Origin of the sequence: Altericroceibacterium endophyticum (assembly GCF_009827595.1) — a bacterium.
Taxonomy (GTDB): Bacteria; Pseudomonadota; Alphaproteobacteria; order Sphingomonadales; family Sphingomonadaceae; genus Altericroceibacterium; species Altericroceibacterium endophyticum.
This window is the reverse complement of the sequence record NZ_WTYT01000003.1, coordinates 26,620-49,589: the sequence shown is the minus strand read 5'-3', so window position 1 is coordinate 49,589 and position 22,970 is coordinate 26,620. Positions and strand designations below refer to the sequence as shown.

General features: G+C 59.4%; 22 protein-coding genes. 9 read left to right on the top strand and 13 right to left on the bottom strand.

The window, feature by feature from the left end:
- Positions 1–30: 30 nt before the first annotated feature.
- The 8 genes from GRI91_RS16330 to GRI91_RS07230 form a co-directional block, all read right to left on the bottom strand.
- Positions 31–1,587 carry a sulfotransferase gene (locus GRI91_RS16330; RefSeq protein WP_160736009.1) on the bottom strand — a complete coding sequence of 519 codons (1,557 nt, stop codon included), beginning with the start codon at positions 1,585–1,587 and terminating at the stop codon, positions 31–33.
- A gap of 171 nt (positions 1,588–1,758) precedes the next feature.
- A complete protein-coding gene (locus GRI91_RS07260; protein ID WP_272917845.1) occupies positions 1,759–2,082 on the bottom strand; it encodes a UrcA family protein in 324 nt (107 codons plus the stop codon).
- Positions 2,083–2,238: 156 nt separating this feature from the next.
- A complete protein-coding gene (locus GRI91_RS07255) occupies positions 2,239–2,994 on the bottom strand; it encodes a nucleotidyltransferase family protein (RefSeq protein WP_160736007.1) in 756 nt (251 codons plus the stop codon).
- On the bottom strand, positions 2,991–3,911 hold the full coding sequence (locus GRI91_RS07250) for a hypothetical protein (RefSeq protein ID WP_160736006.1): 921 nt from the start codon (positions 3,909–3,911) through the stop codon (positions 2,991–2,993). The genes GRI91_RS07255 and GRI91_RS07250 overlap by 4 nt, the downstream gene beginning before the upstream one ends.
- Positions 3,908–4,972, bottom strand: a complete 1,065-nt coding sequence (locus GRI91_RS07245; RefSeq protein WP_160736005.1) for a diacylglycerol/lipid kinase family protein — start codon at positions 4,970–4,972, stop codon at positions 3,908–3,910. Before GRI91_RS07245 ends, GRI91_RS07250 begins: the two co-directional genes overlap by 4 nt.
- 254 nt (positions 4,973–5,226) lie before the next feature.
- Complete coding sequence (locus GRI91_RS07240) at positions 5,227–5,937, bottom strand: HAD family hydrolase (protein WP_160736004.1); 711 nt, start codon at positions 5,935–5,937, stop codon at positions 5,227–5,229.
- Positions 5,938–6,085: 148 nt separating this feature from the next.
- A complete protein-coding gene (locus GRI91_RS07235; RefSeq protein ID WP_160736003.1) occupies positions 6,086–7,291 on the bottom strand; it encodes a M20 metallopeptidase family protein in 1,206 nt (401 codons plus the stop codon).
- A 115-nt stretch (positions 7,292–7,406) separates the two neighbouring features.
- A complete protein-coding gene (locus tag GRI91_RS07230) occupies positions 7,407–7,907 on the bottom strand; it encodes a DUF2141 domain-containing protein (RefSeq protein ID WP_160736002.1) in 501 nt (166 codons plus the stop codon).
- Positions 7,908–8,184: 277 nt separating this feature from the next.
- Here GRI91_RS07230 and rpe point away from each other — a divergent pair, with 277 nt between their 5' ends.
- From rpe to GRI91_RS07195, 7 genes are all read left to right on the top strand, one after another.
- Complete coding sequence (gene rpe / locus GRI91_RS07225; RefSeq protein ID WP_160736001.1) at positions 8,185–8,850, top strand: ribulose-phosphate 3-epimerase; 666 nt, start codon at positions 8,185–8,187, stop codon at positions 8,848–8,850.
- Positions 8,847–10,706, top strand: coding sequence for a heparinase II/III family protein (locus tag GRI91_RS07220; RefSeq protein WP_160736000.1), 1,860 nt, complete (start codon positions 8,847–8,849; stop codon positions 10,704–10,706). The genes rpe and GRI91_RS07220 overlap by 4 nt, the downstream gene beginning before the upstream one ends.
- A gap of 7 nt (positions 10,707–10,713) precedes the next feature.
- The gene (gene purH / locus GRI91_RS07215) at positions 10,714–12,303 is read left to right on the top strand and encodes a bifunctional phosphoribosylaminoimidazolecarboxamide formyltransferase/IMP cyclohydrolase (RefSeq protein WP_160735999.1); all 1,590 of its coding nucleotides are present in this window, start codon (positions 10,714–10,716) and stop codon (positions 12,301–12,303) included.
- Positions 12,304–12,559: 256 nt separating this feature from the next.
- Positions 12,560–13,234, top strand: coding sequence for a peptide-methionine (S)-S-oxide reductase MsrA (gene msrA / locus GRI91_RS07210; RefSeq protein ID WP_160735998.1), 675 nt, complete (start codon positions 12,560–12,562; stop codon positions 13,232–13,234).
- A 35-nt stretch (positions 13,235–13,269) separates the two neighbouring features.
- Complete coding sequence (locus tag GRI91_RS07205; protein ID WP_160736356.1) at positions 13,270–13,734, top strand: Fur family transcriptional regulator; 465 nt, start codon at positions 13,270–13,272, stop codon at positions 13,732–13,734.
- Between the two features lie 49 nt (positions 13,735–13,783).
- Positions 13,784–15,718 (top strand): 1-deoxy-D-xylulose-5-phosphate synthase, encoded by a 1,935-nt coding sequence (gene dxs, locus GRI91_RS07200; RefSeq protein ID WP_160735997.1) that lies wholly within the window; start codon positions 13,784–13,786, stop codon positions 15,716–15,718.
- Positions 15,719–15,763: 45 nt separating this feature from the next.
- Positions 15,764–16,408, top strand: coding sequence for a LysE family translocator (locus GRI91_RS07195; protein WP_160735996.1), 645 nt, complete (start codon positions 15,764–15,766; stop codon positions 16,406–16,408).
- Here the strand turns inward: GRI91_RS07195 and GRI91_RS07190 are convergent.
- From GRI91_RS07190 to GRI91_RS07170, 5 genes are read right to left on the bottom strand one after another with little or no spacing between them, the layout of a single operon-like run.
- The gene (locus GRI91_RS07190; protein WP_160735995.1) at positions 16,405–16,776 is read right to left on the bottom strand and encodes a tRNA-binding protein; all 372 of its coding nucleotides are present in this window, start codon (positions 16,774–16,776) and stop codon (positions 16,405–16,407) included. The two genes, GRI91_RS07195 and GRI91_RS07190, sit on opposite strands and share 4 nt — an antisense overlap.
- Positions 16,777–16,793: 17 nt before the next feature.
- Positions 16,794–17,462, bottom strand: a complete 669-nt coding sequence (locus GRI91_RS07185) for an NnrU family protein (RefSeq protein WP_237437730.1) — start codon at positions 17,460–17,462, stop codon at positions 16,794–16,796.
- Positions 17,463–17,516: 54 nt separating this feature from the next.
- Positions 17,517–18,821, bottom strand: coding sequence for an amidohydrolase family protein (locus GRI91_RS07180; RefSeq protein ID WP_160735993.1), 1,305 nt, complete (start codon positions 18,819–18,821; stop codon positions 17,517–17,519).
- On the bottom strand, positions 18,818–20,188 hold the full coding sequence (locus GRI91_RS07175; RefSeq protein ID WP_160735992.1) for an amidohydrolase: 1,371 nt from the start codon (positions 20,186–20,188) through the stop codon (positions 18,818–18,820). The genes GRI91_RS07180 and GRI91_RS07175 overlap by 4 nt, the downstream gene beginning before the upstream one ends.
- 48 nt (positions 20,189–20,236) lie before the next feature.
- Positions 20,237–21,889, bottom strand: coding sequence for a peptide MFS transporter (locus tag GRI91_RS07170; RefSeq protein WP_160735991.1), 1,653 nt, complete (start codon positions 21,887–21,889; stop codon positions 20,237–20,239).
- A 171-nt stretch (positions 21,890–22,060) separates the two neighbouring features.
- On the opposite strand from GRI91_RS07170, the gene GRI91_RS07165 reads away from it, so the two are divergent.
- Together GRI91_RS07165 and GRI91_RS07160 are read left to right on the top strand one after the other, a co-directional pair.
- The gene (locus GRI91_RS07165; protein ID WP_160735990.1) at positions 22,061–22,405 is read left to right on the top strand and encodes a GntR family transcriptional regulator; all 345 of its coding nucleotides are present in this window, start codon (positions 22,061–22,063) and stop codon (positions 22,403–22,405) included.
- Positions 22,406–22,571: 166 nt separating this feature from the next.
- Positions 22,572–22,853: an integration host factor subunit beta gene (locus tag GRI91_RS07160; protein ID WP_160735989.1), complete on the top strand. Its 282-nt coding sequence runs from the start codon at positions 22,572–22,574 to the stop codon at positions 22,851–22,853.
- The last annotated feature ends 117 nt before the right edge of the window (positions 22,854–22,970 follow it).

Sequence of the window (22,970 nt, the reverse complement as noted above, 5' to 3'; positions counted from 1 at the left end):
TTCATAGAGGACAGGCGTCCCGTTTGCGTTTCAGACGTTGAAGCCTTGTGCCTCCAGCCAGGCGCGCACGGGTTCGAGCGCCTGTTCATGCGTGCGCCATTTGCCAACTCCATCGGCATTGAGCGGGCGGCGGACCTGTGCGGCGCTGGGCGTGGCAACAGCAGCGCTGTTCTTGTGAAATGACAGGCAGGCCGCATCCCATTCCAGACCGCAATGATCCAGTAGGCGGCGGGTCTGCGCTTCCTGATCCGAGACCAATTTTTCGTAAGATAATTGCAGCACCCGCCCCGGCAGAAGCCGGTCCCACAATTGCATCAGCCGCATGAAGCGCGCGTAATAGCGGGCCGTGTCCATCAGATCATAGGAATAGGCGTAATAGGCGGATTGGGTGGCGAACAAATTCTTGTAATTGCTCCACACCGTATCCATCGCGCCGCGCTGCAGACAGACGATCCGCGCATGTGGCAGGGCTCTGGCGATATGTCCGATATAGAGGAAATTGGCCGGCAATTTATCCGTAAAGCGGATATCATCAGCTGGTAAATGATGCCGTGCCTGCGCCATATAGGCGGCGCCCAGAGCGGATGGATCAATGCTGGCGCTGGCCCGGACGGTATCAGGATCAATGATCGTGCGTGACCGTGTGCCTGACAGCTGTTTTACCGCCAGCGGCATCGCCTGCAATTCTCCGGCAGAGCAAATGTCCGGATGGGACGACAGGATCCGGTCCACCAGCGTGGTGCCCGTGCGCGGCATGCCGACCACGAAAACGGGGCCGCTGGCATCATTGGCGGGGGCCGCAGATGGGGCCTGCTGTTCGAACACGTCCTCAAGCGTGTCGAAAATCGCCGCATCGTGGTCGAAATTATAGGCAATGCTGCGCTTATGCTCTTCATTCGCGGCGGAAAGATGGTCGAATGCTTCTGCATCGCCAATATCTTCCATTTCCTTGGCCAGAGCGTAGCGAATGCGCAACGCATCACCGCCATCCTGTGCGTTGGCGAGGGCGTCTTTCAGACGGGCAACATGGTTTTTACCCTGAGTCTGGCGAGATAAAATGGCCAGCGCGTAATGTGTGCGTGCATGACCCGGATCGGCCGCCAAAATCGCTTCGTAATGCGACCGGGCATCGTCGCTGTGGCCGGTAAAGCCGCAGGCGGCGGCAAGATTATAGCGATAATCGAGATTGTCCGGCTCGATTGAAACCGCTGCTTCAAAGGGTTTCAAAGCTGCCAGATGATCGCCCAGCCGCACCAGCACGCAGCCGATCGTATCCAGCGTCAGAGCGTCGGATGAATCAAGTTCCAGCGCCCGGCGCGCGGCTTGGGCGGCTTCACCATCCTGTTTCAGCAGAATGAGCAAGCGGGCAAGATGGGCGAGATATTCGGCCTCTTCCCCTCGTTCCAGCGCAGCGCGGATCAGCGGCACGGCCTTGCTGATCTGTCCGGTTTCTGCGGCAATAATACCCATGAGGAAATAGCCCGAAGGCTGATCCCCGGCGCTATGCACCAATTGTCTGGCTGCGTCTGCCGCTGCCGGAAAATCTCCCCGCGCCAAGGCGCGTCTCGCTTGCGCTTCAAGCGTCACTGCTACGGTAAAATCCGGAAGGGTGGCACATGCGGTCGGGCCAGTGGAAATGACGCGGCGTTCATGGCGCCAGCATATGCGGTGTCACCCGGCGAAGCAAACCTGTCTTCGCCGGTTTTACCTCCGGAATGTATTGCCGTTCCGCTGGGCGGAACTCAGCCGCTGTGTGACTTAGCGGCTGGAGGCAAATTGCGCGGTTTGTGACTTTTTCGCCAATTGCTGACTGATCTGACTGCGCACATCGGCAATGACGTCCGCTCTGCATTCGCGCGCTTTCTTGGCAGTCGCCAAATGCACGCTTGCCAGACGGTCACCGCAAATTGTGTGCGCGACATTATCCAGCCGAATAGCCAGCCGGTTCTGTCCCTCAGCAGTATCGAAATCGATACCGTCGAGGCGAAGTTCGGCGGATTCATGTCCGAAAGAATTGGGCGCTGACGCCATTGCGGGGCTTGCCACGGCACACGCAGCCACAGCCAAAAAGGCTCTTACCATCATCATCGTCTCCTGCATTTTTTTAGCACCGCTCTCCGGCGGTCATGGATCAAGATAGGCGTTCCGGGGCCAAGAGACAATAATATGCGCGTTTTCGGCCGTGTCGGGTGTATCTTCGGTACTGCCAATTGCCCTGCAGAACGCCCGTCAGGCTCCTCAGCGTGACGGGTTTGCAACCAGCGTGCGAACAAGATCCAGATCGGCCGGTTTATCGACATCGACTGCGGCGAGACCGTAATCGCTGGGAACTATTTGCGCCGAAATACCCGCCGTTTTGCCAAGCTTCCCCAGCGCGTCGGCCAGCGACAGACGGCCCGCTATATAACGCAGCAAGGTTGCAGCGCCCAACCTGCGTACCAGCCGCCAGGGGCGTTTGCGATCCGCCTCTATCTGTTGCCACAGAGATATTGCCGCGCGCGCCTTTGGCGTGGCGAGATAGAACATGTTGCAGCCTGACCATGCACCATCGGCAAAGCGCAGATAGGTGCGCTGTGTCTCCGGCACTGCTGCTTCGATCACCTCCTGACGTGCCAGCAATGCGCATACATCGGCGTCATCCGGTGCGTCGGCCAGAAACTGGCGCACCCATTCGGGTCGCAGCAAAGCATGGTCCGCCGTTGTCACCAGTAAGGGCGCACCCAGCTTTTCAAACGCAGCCATAGTGCTGAGGCTGGGGCCGCTTTCGGCAATGAGCGCTTCTGCGCCCAGCGCTGCAGCATGATCGCGCACGGCCTGTGTCGAGCCGGACACTGCGATGCGGTCCGCCCCGGCGTCGCGCAGTGCCTGAACCACTCGCGCCAGCATGGTTGCGCCGCCAATCTCGATCAGCGCCTTTTCCGGCACCCCGGCATAGCGTGCAACACGGTCCGCTTCGCCGCGCGAGCCCGCCAGAACAAGAGCGGTAAAACTCATTTTTGCTTGCCGCTCTGGCGCCATACTTTCCACATCACGCCGGGCGCGGCGAGTACGGGATGACGCTCTTTCCAGGGGGTGAGGGCAATATCGATGCCAGTGTGACGTTTTATCTTCCACAGGCCGTAACGTGCGGCGCCATCCAGCATGAAGGCTGCCTTCACCAGCCGGGCAGTGTTCAGCACCTTGCCCATGCGCCGGCGTGTGCGCCAGATTTTGGCTACGCGTCGCGCCAATGTGGCGGATATTTCGGGTTCAAGAACGCCCTGATTGTCGTCAAATTCCAAGGCATCGGCCTGCCATGCAAGCCGCAGCAAAGTTTCATATCGTTCGGGATTATAGGCCAGTATCTGGCTTTCGCGCCCCGGCCGTTCGACCCGCAATTCGGTGGCATAGGTCTGCCGGAACAAGGCCGTCCAGTAATCGCTGGCACTCCCGCGCTGAGGCCCAAGCACTGCGGCAAAACGGGCTGCTGTCCGGCTTGCCGCTGCGACCGCATCGGTCACGCGCTGCGTCACCATGTCACTGGCTGACCAGACCAGCGCGCTTGGCTGGACGAAACGGGTCCAGATGGTCGTATCCAGCAAATCGCCGCTGGCCGCTGCGGCAAAACGATCAAGCGGCATGGTCGCAACCTTGGCCCGCAATAGCGTGTCGCCAACGCGCGTTTCTTCAAAACTGATATCGGGCCAGAGATGCTGTGAGACGGTCCCGCGCAAGCCGCCATGCTGCACACCCTCGGTCAAGACGTAGAAATCAAGCAAGCCGGTCAGGTCGTTCGTACGCAGAACCGATCCATAAAATAGCACGGCCACCCCGCCAAGCCGTTCGCCGATGATCTGCGCAGCCTGCTGGATCTCGGCCGACACGGGCTGTGTCAGGCCTTCTTTCACGAAATCGTGAAGCGACGTGGTCACGGGACGAGAAATTCCAGTTCCTTGCCGCGGCGGATGGTGACATCGCCGCCGGCATAAAGCTCACCATCCAGAATGAAGCCGCCTTCCATGGAGAGCGTGAATTCATCGGCCTGACCGCGATGATAGCCGAGGCGTTCGAGCCAGGATGCCTCTGAGCCAGCCAGCAAGGCGGGCGCTGCGATCGGCAGGCGGCGCGGCGGAGCGTCAACGGCGAGCACTTTCAACCCATCGCGCGGTTTGCCGAAGGGTTTGAGCCTCAAGGGAAGCCTGCGCATGGTTGAGCCGCATAACAGATAAAAATCGCGGTCAACATCTACGCCAGGTGCCGTGATCTTCATTCGGTCGCCCGAACGCCAGACATTGGAACTCCCGCCAAAGGCGGTTTGGGCGAGGGCCCAGCCAACAGACAGGCCGACGGCCAGCGAGCTGAACGCGCCGGCTTGATGCGTGCGTTGAGCCAGTCCGGTTGCGCGGACGAATGCGCCTGCGCCAAACAGGAAGCCGCGTAAATCCGGAAGTTCGGATCCCGGGCGAAAGATTTCGATGGGGGAGCGGCACCGGATATGGCCGGCTTCAGCCGCGGCCAGCGCGTCCGCGATTTTCCAGTTCAGCGGAATGTCGAGATCCAGCGCCAGAGCATTGGTCTTGCCGGTGGGGATGAGGGCAAGGCGCGGCATGCCATCCGCAAAAGCTGTGCTGGCGCAGGTTATGACATCGCGCAGCGTGCCGTCGCCGCCGCATACTATCAGCAGCTCGATACCTGCCTCGGCAAACTCCTCCAAGGTGCGCGACAATTCGGGCAGGGAGCGGGGTGAGCGATACAGAACGCCTTTGACTTGTGGGCTGTCCGTAACCGGCTCCTCGCCGTTAACATGGTTGCGATGGGCGCGTGAATTGCTGATGATTCCCACCCGATGGGGCGGAACGGGGGTTTTGCTGCGCTGCAAACCGCCTGCTTCATCGGCATGCTGTGCGCCAGCCGCCGCACCCACGTCGCGCTGCACTACCAGACCGTGCACGAGCCGTGAGGTCTCCGGTTCGGCCACTCCAGCTTGAAGCATGTTTTTCAAAGCGGCCCTCATCAACAAATGGAATAAACTTGATTATCGCTCGCTTGCAGGAGCGATATGACACTCTACCCTTTAATCCTTAATGGTTGCCGCATCCTGAAGAAACAAGTCTCAGGCAGGGGCAGGGCACAGCATCGCCGTGTTTTTCAGCCTGAAAAAGGCAGCGTCGATCCATGCAAGCATGGTCTCCAGGCTGCTCTAGCGGCCCGTGAAGGGGTTGTCAGCCCCTGACGGCGGCAGGCCGCTCAGTTCCAGTCGACCACGTTCCACCCCTCCTGCTCTGCCCGAACACGCAGGGGAGCGCTGGGATTAACGGCGAAGGCTTCATCCGCAAAATCAAGGCAAGCGGCATCGGTAACATGGTCGGAATAGAAGCGGATATGCACATCATCGCGGCTATATCCGTGCCCTGTCAGCCAGCTTTGCACTGCGGCATATTTGGCCGGGCCGTATATGTTCTTGTCAGCGAGGCGGTGCGTGATCAGCCTTTCAGACTGAACAGCCTTGGTCGCGATCACGTCATCCATATTCAGACGCCGGGCAATGGGTTCGGCATAAAAATGATGCGCGGCCGTGGCCATCACAAGCATGCCCCCCTGCGCACGGTCTTGCGCCATGCTGGTCAACGCGCCCGGGCGAATGTTTTTGGCCAGACAATAATCGGCAAAGCTATTGGCCCATTCCTCCATGGTCGCCTTTGGCACGCTGCGTCCCAACATCAATCCGTGCATCACTTCTTTCAGGCGGTCGCGCGACAATCTGCCACCGGACTTGAGTGCCGCAGCGATACCGACGGCGGGTATCAAACCCAATCGCCAGGGACGCGCGTGCATAGCGCTGCGCAATAAAAACAGGCTCCATGTCGGCTTGCTGGTGATCGTGCGATCAAGGTCATAGAAGCAAATCAATGGTTTGCCCGGCGTGAGCGGTGATTTTCCGCTAACCGCATTGTCCATAATCAGCGGCCCGTCCCCTTGCGCAATACCCGTGGGCCCGGGTTTAGATGGCAAAGACAGAAATGGTCAATCCAGCTTCCATGCGCAGCGGAAAAACGCCCGCGCCAGTGGGGGATAACACTGGCAGAACCCATAATCGCAGAACTGGTCAGCGGCTGCGGGCCTGGCCCCAACCGTCGGTCAGAAATTTCTCCGCGCAGCCGGCGAGAAAGGCGGTGCCGCGGGGCAATACGCTTTCATCCACCATCATCCGGCTGGAATGGATGCCGCAGCAATGGCGCCAGTCGGCTCCATCCTTGGCCACGCCCAGAAAGAACATGGCGCCCGGCACTTTTTCGAGCACATAGGAGAAATCCTCAGCCCCCATGATCGGCGCGTCCATCGTTTCGAACGCTCCATTCGGGGCTGCGCAGGCGACGCTTTCGCCGAGCGCGACGGCTCTGCTGTCATTCACAGTGACCGGGAAGCCGGGCGTTACCGTTACCTTCGCCAGCATATCGTGGGCGGCGGCAATGTGGTGTGCCAAATGCTCGATTGCCTGATGCAAAGCGCTGCGATTTTCCGCCGACAGCACGCGCATCGTGCCTTTCATAGTGGCCATATCAGGGATGACATTATGCGCGCTGCCTGCGCTGAGCTGCGTAATGGTGAGCACGACGGCATCGGCGGCATTGAAACGGCGGGTGATCAGAGCTTGCAGAGCGGTGACTATTTCGCAGGCCACCGGCACTGGATCGCGCGTGTCATGCGGCATGGAGGCATGGCCGCCGCGTCCTTCTACGGTAATTTCAAGCTGATCGGCGGCTGCCATCATAGGCCCTGACCGGCCGGCAATGACGCCATGCGGTGAATTGGGCATGATGTGCAAGGCAAAGGCCGCGTCAGGCAGCGGCGAGAGCAATCCGTCCTCGATCATGAAGCGGGCGCCGTGATGCCCCTCTTCCCCCGGTTGAAACATGAACATGACATCGCCCGGCAAGTCCGCCTGCCTTTCGCACAGGATATGCGCGGCACCCGCCAGCATGGCAGTATGTGTATCATGCCCACAGGCATGCATCCGGCCTGCTATATTGGAGGCGAAATCCAGCCCGGTTTCTTCATCCATCGGCAGGGCATCCATATCACCGCGCAGCAATACGGTTCTGCCCTCCATCCCGCCCTTCAGGCGCGCAACGGCACCGGTGGTGGAGGGGCCTTCACGCCATTCCAGCGGCAGGTGAGCCAGATCCTCGCGCACTTTGGCCAGTGTCTTGGGCGTGTGCAGTCCCAGTTCCGGCTCAGCATGAATCGCGCGGCGCAGTGCGATGATGCGGTTGGAAAAGGATTCGGCCCGGTCGAGTAGAATGCTGTCCATGTCCCAAATGTACCCCGCTATTCAAATCAGGGCCAGACACCATGCCGCCGTCGGACATGAAAAAGCCCCGTCTGACCTGCAGACGGGGCTGTGCGACCCGATCGGGCAATTGCGATCAGGGGTATTTCATGGTGATGCGCGTGGTCAGTCCCGTCTTGGGAACTGCAATGCGCACGGAGCTGAACGTCGGCAGCCCGGCAATTGTCGACGGGTTGTTGCTGAAGCCATACCCTTCCGCCGGCAGGCCCAGCCCGGTGCGATCGAATTTACGGTTGCCATTTTCATCATGATACAAGGCAATCACGTAAACGCCGGGTTTCGGCAGGAAGACACAGCCACGGGTTGTCCCCTTCTGTGCCTTGATCCGGCCGACATCCAGCGATCCACCCTTGGCGAGGAATTCGCTGGATTTATCGGGATAGACCGTCATCGCCAGCAAGCCGTCGCTGGAGCGCATGCCTTCGGCGACCACATTGAGCCAAGTCCCGGTTTTTTCGTCACCGGTGCATCCTGCGGGCGGTGATTTTGCCTGTGCCGCTGCTGGCAGTGCGAAGGGGAGAGTCGCAGCTGCCGCGAGTGTAAGCACCTTGGCTGCTTTGCGGAAAGCTGTGTTCATAGATCCATCCTTAAATTCTCTAACAGGGCTTAGTTCAGACAGGGGCCGTTTTACCGGTCAAGCTGCTCGTAAAGCCATAATGTGCCATCTCAATGGCAGTTTTGCCGTGAACCGCCTGTGAATTGGCCGCTCAGCATGAATACAGGCCATTTGGCCGCATTCCGCTTTTTATGTCCAATTTTGGTCATTTATCATCAGCGAACAACGCAATGCATGTGGAAAATAGGCAGGGTTGCGCTTGCCGCGCGTATCGCCTGCGGATAATCGCGAGGGTGATATGGTCCAGTCTTTAATCTCTCCCTCCATCCTGTCCGCTGATTTCGCCCGTCTGGGTGAAGAGGTTCGCGCAATTGACGCAGCCGGTGCGGACTGGATTCATATTGACGTTATGGATGGCCATTTTGTGCCCAATATAACCATCGGCCCGGCCGTGGTGAAGGCTTTGCGTCCGCATACGGAAAAGCCTTTTGACGTCCATCTGATGATTTCACCGGTCGACGCCTATCTGGAAGCCTTTGCTGAGGCAGGGGCGGATATCATCACCATTCATCCCGAAGCGGGTCCGCATACGCACCGCACGGTGCAGGCGATTCGCGGATTGGGCAAGAAAGCCGGCATATCGCTCAATCCGGCAACGCCGGCCAAAATGCTCGATTATCTGATCGACGAGATTGATCTGGTACTGGTGATGAGCGTTAATCCCGGCTTTGGCGGGCAGAGCTTCATCTCCAGCCAGCTGCGCAAGATTGAAGCGATCCGCAAGCTGATCGATCGTACGGGCCGCGATATCCATCTGGAAGTGGATGGCGGCGTGAATGCTGAAACCGCACAATTGTGCCGCGATGCTGGCGCGGATGTACTGGTCGCCGGTTCTGCCACATTCAAAGGCGGAGCAGATCATTATGCCGCCAATATCGCCGCCTTGAAGGGCGGTTCCGAATGAATCAAGCCGTCACCCGGCAGCGCGAAACGCGTGATCGGGAGACGGCGCAGCAGCCTCTGACATCGGGGGTGGAGGAAGGCGATCAATCGATGGTCGATTATCCCACACCTGATGATGAGGGGGAGCCCTTTGCCGCGCTTGATCCTTCGCGGTCGCTTGCCTTGGCGCATTTTTCCGCCCCGCCAGCCAATATTGCCGAACGTTTCATGCGGCTGGCCTATCAGATGGGCGTGCCCGGGCCGGTTATTAGCGCGCCCTTCCGCAAAGCCGTGCGCCCGCGCCTGACGGCAACGGTGTCCAGCCCGCTGGAGGGCAATCGCATGGCTGGCACCGCCCTGCGCGCCGGACATTTCCTCATCTTCGGGGTGAAGATGCGGATCGCGCAGGCCGATTTTTCGCCCAGTGCCAAATTGACCCCGCCGGTGGAAAAATGCCTGCACGGATTCGCCTGGCTGCGCGATCTGGCTGCATCGGCCCCGCGCGATCAATGCGCCCCCACGGCGGAGCGCATTACCGCGGCATGGCTGGCCGCGAACCCCGCACCGGGCAAAGGTGCGCCCTGGAAGGTGGCCCATGCCGCGCATCGCCTGCTTAATCTGCTGATCTATGCGCCATGGATCATGTCGGGTGCGGAGCGGGATCTGCGCGACAAGGTGCTGGATACAGCCGATGAGACCGCGCGCTGGCTGGACCGTCATGTAGCACGGGCGGAAGACGGTTTAGCCGCGCTTGCTGGTTGGTGTGCGATTACGGCCGCCGGGCTTTTGCTGACAGATGGGCGTCCGCGCCGTCTCTATGGCGAAGCCGGTCTGGTGCGGATGCTGGGTGATTTCGTGGGCGAGGATGGCGGCGTTCTGTCGCGCAGCCCGCTGGACCAGATCGAAGCGCTGGAGCTGCTGATCGAATTGCGCAGCTGTTATGAAGCAGTCGGGCAGACCGTGCCCGAAATGATCGATTCGATGCTGCATTTGCTGGTGCCGCCTTTGCTGGGTGTTGTGCATTCCGATGGCGGGCTGGCCAATTGGCAAGGTTCCGGAGCGATCGCGCCGGATGATATTGCCGCGCTGGTGACGGCCAGCGGCGTGCGCACAAGGCCGCTGCGTGATGCAAGCCATTGGGGCTATCAAAGAGTGTCCGCGCGCAATTCCGTGCTGCAGATGGATGCCGCGCCGCCACCGCTCGCCAAACATGCCCGCCATGGCTGCGCTTCGACACTGGCTTTTGAATTTTCCCATGCGGGTGAACGCCTGATCGTCAATTGCGGCGGCGCTGCTTTTGCTGGCGGACAGGTGCCGGTGCGGATCGAGCAGGGATTGCGCGCCACGGCAGCGCATTCGACCGTCATTCTGGACGATGCCAATTCCACCAGCGTGCTGATCAATGGCAAGCTGGGCAAAGGGGTGAATGCGGTTGAAATTGACCGCCGCCCGCTGGAACAGGATGGCACGGTCATCGCGACCCGTATTGAGGCCAGCCATGATGGCTATTCATCGCGCTTCGGCCTGATCCATAAGCGGGTGCTGATCCTGCGCGATGATGGCGAGGAATTGCGCGGCGAAGATAGTCTGCTTCCGTCCGGACGAAATGGCCAAAAGGGGAAGGTGCCCTTTGCCATTCGTTTCCATCTGGGCCCCGGTGTAGAGGTGAATTTGGCCGAAAATGGCCGAGGCGCCGGGCTCGCTCTTGCGGATGGCAGCTATTGGCAGTTCGTTTCCGGGGCTGATGAATTTGCCTTGGAGGAAAGCATGTGGGTAGACGGCGACGGCAGGGCTCACCCGATTCACCAATTGGTGATACAGGGCATGGCCTCTCGAGGTGGCGGCAGCTTTTCCTGGCTGCTCAAGAAAATGGGATGATTTTTACGTGAGCGAAGTGACGATCAAACGGGCGCTACTTTCCGTGTCCGACAAAAGCGGTCTGGCAGAGCTGGGCAAGGCACTGGCGGCGCGCGGGGTGGAACTGGTTTCCACCGGCGGAACGGCCAAGACGCTGCGCGAGGCGGGCCTCGAAGTGAAAGATATTTCGGAGCTGACCAGCTTTCCTGAAATGATGGATGGCCGGGTCAAGACGCTGCACCCGGTGGTACATGGCGGCTTGCTGGCTGTCCGCGACAACCCTGAACATGCCGCCGCGATGGCAGAACATGCCATTGGCGCAATCGATCTGGTGGTCGTCAATCTATATCCCTTCGAAGCGACCGTTGCACGCGGCGCAGAACGCGATGAAGTGATTGAGAATATCGACATTGGTGGCCCCTCCATGGTCCGCTCCTCCGCCAAAAATCACGCATATGTGACGATTGTGACGGATTCCGCCGACTATGATGCGCTCCTTTCCGAACTGGAAAGCCACGATGGCAGCACATCGATGGAATTTCGCAAGCAGATGGCGGCCAAGGCCTTTTCCGCGACCGCGCGTTATGATGCCGCGATCAGCCAGTGGTTCCTCGGCACCGATCAGCAGCAGGCTCTGCCCGATCAGTTTTCGCTCAGCGCGAAGAAGCTGTCCGAACTGCGTTATGGTGAAAACCCGCATCAATCCGCCGCAATTTATGTCCCCTATGGCGCCAAGGAAAAGGGCCTGGCGCAGGCGGAACAGATTCAGGGCAAGGCGCTCAGCTATAACAATTATAACGACGCCGATGCCGCGCTGGAATTATGCGCTGAATTCAAGGGTGAAAGCCCGGCGATCGTGATCGTTAAACACGCCAACCCCTGCGGCGTGGCTCAGGCCGGCAGCTTGCTCGACGCGTGGAATGATGCGCTGGCCTGCGACAGTGTTTCCGCATTTGGCGGGATCGTGGCATCGAACCAGCCGCTTGATGGCCCGACGGCAGAGGCAATCTGCGAAATCTTCACCGAAGTGGTGGTGGCGCCGGGGGCAGATGATGCCGCGCGTGCGGCTTTTGCCCGCAAGAAGAACCTGCGCCTGTTGCTGATCGACGAATTGCCCGAACCCAAGCGCAGCGGTTTGATGACCACGCCCATTACGGGTGGTTTGCTGGTCCAGTCACGCGACAATGGCCTGATCCAGCGGGACGCTCTGAAATGCGTGACGCAGCGCGAACCCACCGCGCAGGAACTGGAAGATTGCATCTTCGCCTGGACCGTGGCGCGGCATGTCAAATCCAATGCCATCGTCTATGCTCGTAACGGATCGACTGCCGGTATTGGTGCCGGACAGATGAACCGCCGGGACTCCGCGCGCATCGCGGCAATCAAGGCGCAGGAAGCAGCCGAGAAATATGGCTGGGACGAAGCGCGGACCAACGGCAGTGCCGTGGCGTCCGATGCCTTCTTCCCCTTTGCCGATGGCCTGCTGGCCGCTGTGGAGGCGGGGGCAAGCGCGGTTATCCAACCGGGTGGTTCGATGCGTGATGATGAAGTCATCAAGGCAGCGGATGAAGCCGGAATCGCCATGCTCTTCACCGGTATGCGCCACTTCCGCCATTGATTTTGACGCATGACATTTTGGGCGGGGTGCGGTCCATCGTGACTGTGCCCCGCCTGATCGTCTCTGGACCTGCGACGCGGCCCAATTAAGCTCTGGTCAAGCTATGCTCCTGTAATCTCCGTTCAAATCATTGAGATCAGGAGGTTTTTATGGGCCTTTTCAAAGCAGAAACTTATCGCGCCTTTTTCGCCGGTTTTGGCCTGACGGCAATCGCGCTGACCCTGGGCATGGTACCGCAGCTTTCGCTGCTGTCATAATGCGCCTTCCCATCCCCCTCTTGGCTGCGGCGCTGGCTCTGGGTGCGTGCCAGAACAGCGCGCAGGCGGCAGAGAATATCAAGCACGCCCCCGCAGCCAGCATCGTGATTGATGAAGGTAAGGGCCTGCAAACCGCCATTTTTGCCGGGGGATGTTTCTGGGGTGTCGAAGGCGTCTTCAGCCATATGAAAGGCGTGAAAAGCGCAATTGCCGGATATCATGGCGGCAGCCGGGCGAATGCCAGCTATCGCGCCGTTTCCTCCGGCAAGACTGCGCATGCAGAAGCCGTGAAAGTCACCTATGATCCCGCTGTCGTGCGCTATGATCAATTGCTGCGCGTATTCTTCTCCGTCATTGCCGATCCGACATTGAAAGACCGGCAGGGGCCGGATGTAGGCTCCCAATATCGCGCCGCCCTGATTCCCTTGGGCGCGGATCAGCGCCGCGTAGCGACTGCCTATCTCAAACAGATGGAACGTAGCGGCATTTGGTCCAGGCCGATCGTCACGCGAATCGAAGCCCCGCGGACCTTTTACAAAGCGGAATCCAGCCATCAGGATTTCATGCGGCTGAATCCGAATAATCCCTATATTCGCCGCTGGGACCGCCCAAAGGTCGATGCGCTGCACCGTCTCTACCCGGATCTGTACCAGACACGTTTCGTCCGCGATTGATTGCCCTTTTGGGCGGTGCTGCCTATATCATGGCAATGACTGGCCATGCTCACAAAGAACATTCCGGCGAACAGCTTTTGTCCGCGGCGCAAAATGTGCTCACCAATGCAGGCGAGCAATGGACCGCTATGCGGGCCGATGTCTTTGAGACTCTGTCGGAACAGGAACGTCCCAGCTCAGCCTATGATATTGCTGATGCCTTGAGCACAAGACGCGGGAAGAGGGTGGCCGCAAACAGTGTTTACCGAATTCTCGACCTGTTCGTTCGCAACAATCTGGCCAACCGGATTGAAAGCGCCAACGCGTATCTCGTGAACACCCACCCGGGGTGTCAGCATGATTGCATTTTCCTGATTTGCGACGAATGCGGGAAGACGGTGCATATCGATAATGACCAGCTGACGGGGGCGCTGCGCAAGGCGGGGAATGCCAAGGGTTTTGCCAATGTCCGCCCCGTGGTTGAACTGCGCGGCGTATGCGATGACTGCGCTGCGCGCTGAAGGCGCACATTACATCGACATGAACAGAATACGAGTGTAGATCCCAAGGATGACCACGCAATTGGCCACGCCACTACTCGACCAAGTTACGACGCCTGACGATCTGCGCCAGTTGGCGCCCGAAAATCTGCGCCAACTCTCCGACGAACTTCGCAGCGAAATGATCGATGCTGTGGGGTCCACCGGCGGCCATCTCGGCTCCGGGCTGGGCGTTGTCGAATTGACCGTGGCCCTGCATTATATTTTCAATACGCCCGATGACCGGCTGATCTGGGATGTCGGGCATCAGGCCTATCCGCACAAGATCCTGACGGGGCGCCGCGACCGCATTCGCACTCTGAGACAGGAAGGCGGCTTGTCCGGCTTTACCAAGCGGTCTGAAAGTGAATATGATCCCTTTGGCGCAGCGCATAGCTCCACCTCCATTTCGGCCGGTCTGGGCTTTGCTGTTGCCAACAAGCTGGCGGGCAAACCGGGCAAGGCGATCGCGGTAATCGGCGATGGCGCGATGAGCGCTGGCATGGCCTATGAGGCGATGAACAATGCCGAACAGGCGGGCAATCGTCTGGTCGTTATCCTGAATGACAACGACATGTCGATTGCACCGCCGGTGGGTGGGCTGTCGGGCTATCTCGCACGGCTCGTCTCTTCGGGGCAGTTCCTTGGCTTGCGCAATCTGGCCAAGAAATTTGCCAAACGTTTGCCCGCGCCATTGCAGGATGCGGCGCGTAAAACCGATGAATATGCCCGCGGCATGGCCATGGGCGGCACGTTGTTTGAAGAATTGGGCTTCTATTATGTCGGCCCGATTGATGGGCACGATCTTGATCAATTGCTGCCGGTGCTGGAAAATGTCCGTGATGCGGCTGACGGCCCGTGCCTGATCCATGTCGTGACGCAAAAGGGTAAGGGATATGCCCCGGCCGAAGAATCCGCCGACAAATATCATGGCGTCCAGAAGTTCGACGTCATCACCGGCGAACAGAAAAAGAGCAGCGGCGGCGCGCCGAGCTACACCAATGTCTTTGCCAAGGCCTTGCTGGCCGAGGCTGAACGGGATGAGCGGATTTGCGCCATCACCGCAGCCATGCCCTCTGGCACCGGGCTGGATAAATTTGCGCAGGCTTTCCCCGCGCGCACGTTTGATGTCGGGATTGCTGAACAGCATGGCGTCACCTTTGCAGCAGGCCTTGCCGCGCAGGGGATGAAGCCTTTCTGCGCGATCTATTCCACCTTTCTTCAGCGCGCCTTTGACCAGGTAGTGCATGATGTGGCGATCCAGAACCTGCCCGTCCGTTTCGCGATCGACCGCGCAGGGCTGGTGGGCGCAGATGGTGCGACCCATGCGGGCAGTTTCGATGTCACCTATCTGGCGACCTTGCCCAATATGGTGGTGATGGCCGCTGCGGATGAGGCGGAACTGGTCCATATGGTCCATACGGCAGCCGAATATGATGCCGGACCGATAGCCTTCCGCTATCCGCGCGGATCGGGCACCGGCGTAGCTATGCCGGACACGCCGCAAAAGCTGGAAATCGGCAAGGGGCGCATGGTGCGCGGCGATGAAAAATCCGCCCGCAAAGTCGCGATCCTTTCACTCGGCACAAGGCTGGGAGAGGCGCTCAAGGCAGCCGATCAGCTGGAGGCCAAGGGATTGTCCACCAGCGTGGCCGATCTGCGCTTCGTCAAGCCGCTCGATAATGATCTGATCCGCAAATTGATGGCAACGCATGAAGTTGTGGTCACTGTGGAGGAAGGCAGCATTGGCGGGCTGGGCGCGCATGTGCTGACCATGGCCAGCGATGAAGGTGTGTTGGATAGCGGTCTCAAGATCCGTACGATGCGTCTGCCTGATCTGTTTCAGGATCAGGGCGCGCCGGAAAAGCAATATGACGAAGCACGGCTGAACGCTCCGCAAATCGTCGATACTGTTTTGTCCGCCTTGCGGCATAACAGCGCAGGCGTGGCCGAAGCCCGCGCCTGACCGCATCCGAGTTTACGGCACCTAGTTATCTAAGAAAGTCAGGCGATGTCGTTTGAGACATGGTGGCTGTTTCTTGGCACCGTTTTTCTTCTCTCCGGCACGCCGGGGCCAACGATGATTTTCATCCTCGGGCGCGGCGTGGAGCTGGGCATCGTGCGGACGATGGCTGCGATGGCGGGCTGCTTTTCATCGCTTTTGCTTGTTCTGGGCGCATCGGCGGCCGGTCTTACTGCTTTGTTGACGGCGCTGCCCGGTGTCTTCGATGTGCTGCGTTATTGCGGTGCGGCCTATCTCATCTATCTCGGCATTCGGGCATGGATGACGCGCAGCACGTCCACTGACAATATCGAGGATGAAATTCCGGCCTCAGGCAATGCGCGTGATGGCAAGGCCCGCTTGTTTCGCACGGGGTTTATCATCGGCATCAGTAACCCGAAATTGCTCGTTTTCGCGGCGGCATTCCTGCCGCAATTCATCGATTCAGCGCATCCGCAGGGGCCGCAATTCGCCATTATGGTGGCGACCTTCGCCGCTACCGAAAGCTTCTGGTATTTCACCTATGCAACCGGCGGAAAATCGCTGGCCCATCTGCTCGATCGCGGTACCGTCCGGCGCTGGATCAACCGGCTCGTCGGCAGCGTGTTCATCGGTTTTGGCGCCGCCTTGCTGAACGCCAAAAAGGCGATTTAGGCGAGGCGCGCTCCATTGGGCACGGCTGCGGCTGGTTCGCTCAGCACGATATGGCCGTGATCATCCGCGAAGCCAAGCAGCAGCGTCTCCGACCGGGCCGGGCCGATTTGGCGGCTGGGAAAATTGACCACCGCCATTACCCGTTTGCCCGGAAGATCCTCCAGCGCGTAATTCTCGGTAATGCGGGCAATGCTCTTTTTCGTGCCGACACCGGGCCCCAGATCTATGATCAGCCGGTAGCTTGGGTTGCGCGCCTCGGGAAAGGCATCTGCGGACAGGATCGTGCCCGCGCGGATGTCTGCCGCGAGAAAGGTGTCGAAGGTTGTTTCAGGCGCAGGAGCAGCGGCAGGGTCGTGAATCAAATGCATGGCGGTGCCTTAGGGGATTAGCCGATCCAGCGCCAGATTCCGGCCGGAATACCTGCACGGCCATGCGCCCAGGTGATCCCCAGCCACAGGATCAGCGCGGCGGTCCATATCAGCCAGCCCGCCGCAGGCAGAGCCTGCCAGCGGGGCCAGAAGCTGGTCTGGTTCTCCCACGCTTTCCATTTCAGGCCCATCAGGCGCTCTTTCTTCATATCCTGCAGAGCCGACCCCAGCAGCGCCAGGATCAGGATCGTTCCGCCCACGATGACCGTACGCATGCTCCACCACAGCGTGATATGGGCGATGGCCCAAAGCGCGAAGCCCCACATCATGGGATGCCGGGTAATACGGAAAACACCCTTGGTCTGGCTCGGCATTTTGGGTTCACCTGACGGATCAGGCAACGCCGGATTGCCGGTAAAGGAGCCCAGCAGCAGAACCAGCGCGAGGATCGTGAGCAGGCTGGCAATGATCCAGCCTGCTATGCCGCTACCGCCCAGATCCATCGGCGGGAGTTTGCGGAAACTAACCGCGATCCAGCCGATCGCGCCAAATGCGATCAAGGAATAGAGCGCCAGAAAAATCCTCTCACCAAGCAGCGAGACAAGGGCTTTGCGCAAGGGATGGGAAAGCAGAAAATGCGTTCCCAGCAATGTGCCGCAGGCGCTCAACAGGGGAATGAATGACATGTGATGATCCATGGCGCCCTCTCCTTACCGTTGCAGATGACGTGCTAAGGACAATTACCAATCATGCGCCGGGGGCAGACCACCGTCTTCCAGCGAGCGATAACGGTCCCGCAAACGTGTCTGATGATTGTCGAGCGGTTCGTCCACGCCGTCAACAAAGACCTTAACCGGCACGCTGCCCAGTTCCAGCGGGTCACCGTCCCAGATGACGACATCGCCAAAAGCGCCGGGTTTCAAGACGCCCATCTTCCCATCCATGCCGGCTATGGCGGCGGGGACGGAACTGATCGCGGCAAAGGCCTCATCCCAGCTGAGGCCGGAGGCACCAGGCATCTTCTCCAGTGCGACCAGATTACCGGCCTGTTCACCCGCCCAGCGCGGCTGATTCATACCGGCATAAAGACCCAGCGCCACTTGCACCCCGGCATCGACCATGCGGCCGATATTGCTTTGTGTCGCCGCCAACTGTTCGAAGCTGACGGGAAGGTCGCTCAAAGCCAGAGCGATAACCGGCACATCGGCGGCGGCAATATCGGGTGCGACCATCCAGCCTTCAGCAGCACCGACGAGCACCAGATCAAGCGCAGGAAATTCGCTCTTCAGCGCGAGCACCGACCGAATATCGGCCGCGCGCTCGACATGCACATAGAGCGGCTGCTCACCTGCAGCTACGGGCGCCAGCGCCACAATATCGGCGCGGCTGATATGTGTGCCATTGCCTTCAAACTGACGGGCTGCATCGCCTTTTTCTGCTTCGGTCAGCAAGGTGCGGAGCAGGGTATAAGCGGCGGCGCGGCTGCCCCCGGCCAGATTGGCGCCCCATTCCCCCAGCTCGACATATTGGAAGGCGCGCGGCTGCATGACCGCGTCGGGATCCTGGCCCAGATCGATCAATGCCCCCTGACCGGCAAACAGACCGGATGAGGCCGAAGGGGCGACGCTGGCGCGCGTTACGCCGCCGGCGCGGCTGATGGCGATATGTTCGGATGCAGGATTGATGGCCGGGGCAATGTCGAGCGCGGCGCTGAAAGCAGCCTCGCCAGCGCTAACATCATTACTGCCATCCACGGCGCCGACATCCCACAGGCCCAGATCCGTCAGCGAAGCTACCAAGCCGGGCGTGACCCAGCGTCCTTCTGCATCCAGAACGGGATATCCCTGAGGTGCGGCCGCTCCAGCACCGGCGGCGCTGATCCGGCCATTGTGAATGACGACCGTGCCCTGATCAATCGGCGCGCTGCCATCGCCGATGACAAGGCGCGCATTGGTGATCACCAGATCTTGCGCCGCGGCAGTGACGGGCAGGGAAAAGGTGACACAGGCGGCGGAAATCGCGGTCAGCAGGCGGCGGGCGATCATTTCACGTCTCCTTCGCCGGGTTGGCCGAGTTCGAAATCGCTGACGGGTCGACGCTTGGGATCAAGCGCATCATACAGCAATGCGCCATCGATCCAGACCTTTTCCGGGCGGGAATAGACGGATAGCGGGTCACCATTCCACAGCACGATATCGGCCATCTTGCCGGGCTTCAGGCTGCCGGTCTGGTCTTCGATGCCCATCGACCGGGCGGGGTTGTAGGTAAGCCAGCGAATGACTTCGGCATCAGGGATTTCAATTCCTATGCGCCGTCCGGCGGCCTGAGCCTTGGCGGCGGCCTGATTGAGCCGCTGGATGCCGTCCTGATCGTCCGAATGGATAATCACGCAGGCGCCCTCTTTGGCCAGCAATGCGGCATTTTCTGGGATGGCGTCATAGGCTTCCATCTTGAAGCCGTACCAATCGGCCCACACGGCCGAGCAGATATCGTTTTCGCGCAGAAGATCGGCGATCTTGTAACTTTCCACTGCATGGTGGAAGGCAGTGACCTTATAGCCAAATTCCTTGGCCATATCGATCACGAGCGCCATCTCATCGGCGCGGTAGCAGTGATTATGGACGAGGATCTCCCCGTCCAGCACGCCCTCAAGCGTTTCCAGACCCAGATCGCGGGAGGAATGATCACCGGCGGCATAGTCTTGCGCTTCAATCCAATTGGCGCGATCGACCGCGAAATTGCCCATGCGGGTGGAGGGCATCTGGCCGCGGCTGCCATAAACACGCTTGGGGTTTTCGCCGCAGGCCATCTTGAAGCCATAGGGCGCGCCGGGGAACTTCATTCCCTGTACGGTGCGCGAGGGCACATTTTTGAGGGTCGCCGACCGGCCGCCCATCAGGTTGGCCGATCCCGGAAGGATTTGCAGGCTGGTCACGCCGCCATTGGCAAGCGCGCGTGAGAAGCCCGGATCTTGCGGCCAGACTGAATGTTCGGCCCAAACTTCGGGTGTGGTCGGTGCGGTGGCTTCATTGCCATCGCTATTCGCCTCAACCCCCGGCGACGCATAATCGCCAAGATGTGAGTGGGCATCGATAATGCCCGGCGTCACGAATTTTCCGGTGCCATCAATGCGCGTGTAACCGGCAGGAATGGCCAGATCGGGCCCGCCCACAGCCACCACATCACCATTGGCGAAGAGCAGCGTCCCGTTTTCGGTCAGCTGGCCCTCACCATCAAAGATAGTGGCCCCAATCAGCGCGGTAGGCTCACCGGGATAGGGGGAGTAAGTGGAAGGATAAGGGTTTTTATTCGCTGTGGCCGGTGTACCGGCAGACGCGACTTTCTCGCCCTCAGCGCTGCAGGCGGCAAGCGCCAGAGCGCCCGCCGCGAGCCCGATCAATCCAATTCTCATATGCCCCCATTACTCCCTTTGATCTGACATTTCGGATGATTACCGTGATTACCGCTTCGTATCGGGATGCACCCCTGCTTCCTGTGCTTCCAGACCGGCTTCGGACTGGCCCAGCAGATCATCGTCGACATTGTCATCGCGCAAAGTGTCGAGATGCATCAGTTTCTTGACGAAGGGTGAAAGCACCAGAACGCCCACACCAACGGCAATGCCAAACCAGCCGATGGAGTTGTAAACCGACAAGGTCAGTTCGCGGCTCATTTCACCTTCTTCGCCGCCTGTCGCGGCGCCGATCAATCCGGCAACGTAATTGCCGCCAGCGGTGGCAAAGAACCATGCGCCCATGATCAGGCTGGCCAGATGAACGGGAGAGAGCCGGTTCATCGCGGACAGGCCCACTGGTGAGAGGCACAATTCCCCGGATGTGTGCAGGAAGTATATGGCGAATACCAGGATCACGGGGACCAGCGCAGTCGGCCCCGCGGCATTCGCCCCCCATACGAAGACGAGGAAGCCAAGGCCCACCTGCAACAGCGCCAGGCCGAATTTGAAGGGAGTGGATGGTTCCCAGCCACGCTTGGCGAGGAATACCCACAATGCCGCGAAAATCGGGCCAAGGGTGATAATGAAAATCGAATTGATCGACTGGAACAGGGATGCCGGGACACCCTGACGGTCAACATAACGATCCGTGAACAGATTAAGCGAGCCACCGGCTTGTTCGAACAGGCCCCAGAAAACCGGCTGCAACAACAGCAGGAAAATGATGGCAAACAACCGATCGCGCGCGTGTTTATCCTGTTTGAACGCTTCGAACAGCACATAGGCCAGCAAGGCCAGGCCAAAGACCGCCATCAAGCCGCCGACAACGGACTGGAACTGAATGAGAACCCACATGAAGCCCACGGCAAGAATGCCGATGAGGTAGAGCAGCCATTCAAGTTTGATGCCGCCTACGGATTTGGCGAGAGCTGCAGGTTCAGGCGGTTCGCCCTGCCCGAGCAGGAGCGGCTTGCCGATTACGAAAACGATTAGCCCGAGCAGCATTCCGATACCGGCTGCACCGAAGCCATAGGACCAGCCGACCGTCTGGCCGAGATAGCCTGCGAGCAAGACACCGAGTGCCGCGCCAACATTGATGCCGATATAGAAAATTGTGTAAGCGCCGTCGCGGCGAATATCGGTACGCGGATAGAGCTGGCCGACGATCACCGAAATATTGGCTTTCAGGAAGCCTGACCCGACAATGATGAAGGAAAGCGCAAGCCAGAAGAAGTTGATTGTTGCGTCACTCTGGCCACCATTGCCTTCCACCGCCATTAGACCGTGGCCGATTGCGAGCAGCACGCCGCCGAACAGCACAGCTTTACGCTGGCCAAGATAGCGGTCTGCCAGATAGCCACCGAGTACCGGGGTGATGTAAACCAGACTGACATAGGCACCGTAAATCAGGTTTGATCGGCTATCGCTGAAAAGCCAGTGCTGGGTCAGATAGAAGATCAGCAAAGCCCGCATGCCGTAATAGGAGAAACGCTCCCACATTTCGGCAAAGAACAGAATATAAAGTCCCTTGGGATGGTTGGCCACTTCCGGTCGGGGCCGGGTAACAGCCCAGGCACCAGCCGCCAGAAACAGGATCAATACGGCCGAAGCGATGGCTGCAATCCAATCCGCCTCAGCCCACAGGGAAATATCTTTCATGCAAGGCCCTCATAACTTTTTAGTCTGCCTCAGCAGATCAGGCGAGGAAGACTAACTGTCTTGCCGCGCATGTGAAGTAAATTGTTGCATTGGAAACGGATTTTTTGGGGGAGGCTATTCAGCCGCCCTGCTTGACCCGACGCGCTGTATTATGGCACTGCATCACCTGTGATGAAGGACAATTCCCGCCCCGTCTATCTCCGGCTGCGTGATCTGATCGCGGCGGCCATTCTCGACGGGCGTTATGGCGAGGGGGAAATGCTGCCATCCGTGCGCGCTTTTGCGGCCCAGCAGGGGACCAATCCACTGACCGTGGCCAAGGCCTATCAACAATTCCAGATTGATGGATTGGTGGAAGTGCGCCGGGGGGTGGGCATGTTTGTCAGCGCCGGTGCAGCAGAGCGTTTACGCCGGTTTGAAAAGCAGGAGTTTCTGGAGCGGGAATGGCCATCCATTCTTAGCCGAATGGAACGTTTGGGCATCGATCCCGCGCGTTTACTGGCGGATCGCGTCTAAAATTTACAAAGCGCGGGCTAACAAAGGTTACAAATAGCACATTGCGCCGCAGCGGCACCTCTGGCAAAGGGCGCCCGGAGGGGTCGCTAACTCACTGTGGTGTTTCAGTGCGATACTGCCTGTCTTTCGCGTGAGACAGATGCAAGGTCGCCTTAGGAGAACATAGATGATCAGGTCCGAACTGCTTCAGGCCCTACTCGAAGACAATCCCGAGTTGCGTCCGGAAGAGGTCGAACAAGTGGTCGATATCTTTTTCGACGAGATTTCAGGACGCTTGGCAGAAGGTGGCCGGGTGGAATTGCGCGGCTTTGGTGCATTTTCCACGCGTGAGCGGGAGGCCCGTATTGGCCGCAATCCGCGCACCGGGGAATCTGTGGAAGTTCCGTCCAAGCGCGTTCCCTATTTCAAACCTGGCAAGGAAATGCGTGAGCGGCTCAATACCAATTGAGTCTTCATTTCCCGCATAGGGTTTTCAGGCAGCATGCCTGTCAGACGGCTTGGGTTTCATTATAAAAAGGGGGCAACGTCCTGCTGGACACTGCCCCCTTTTGTCGTGCGCGTTTCA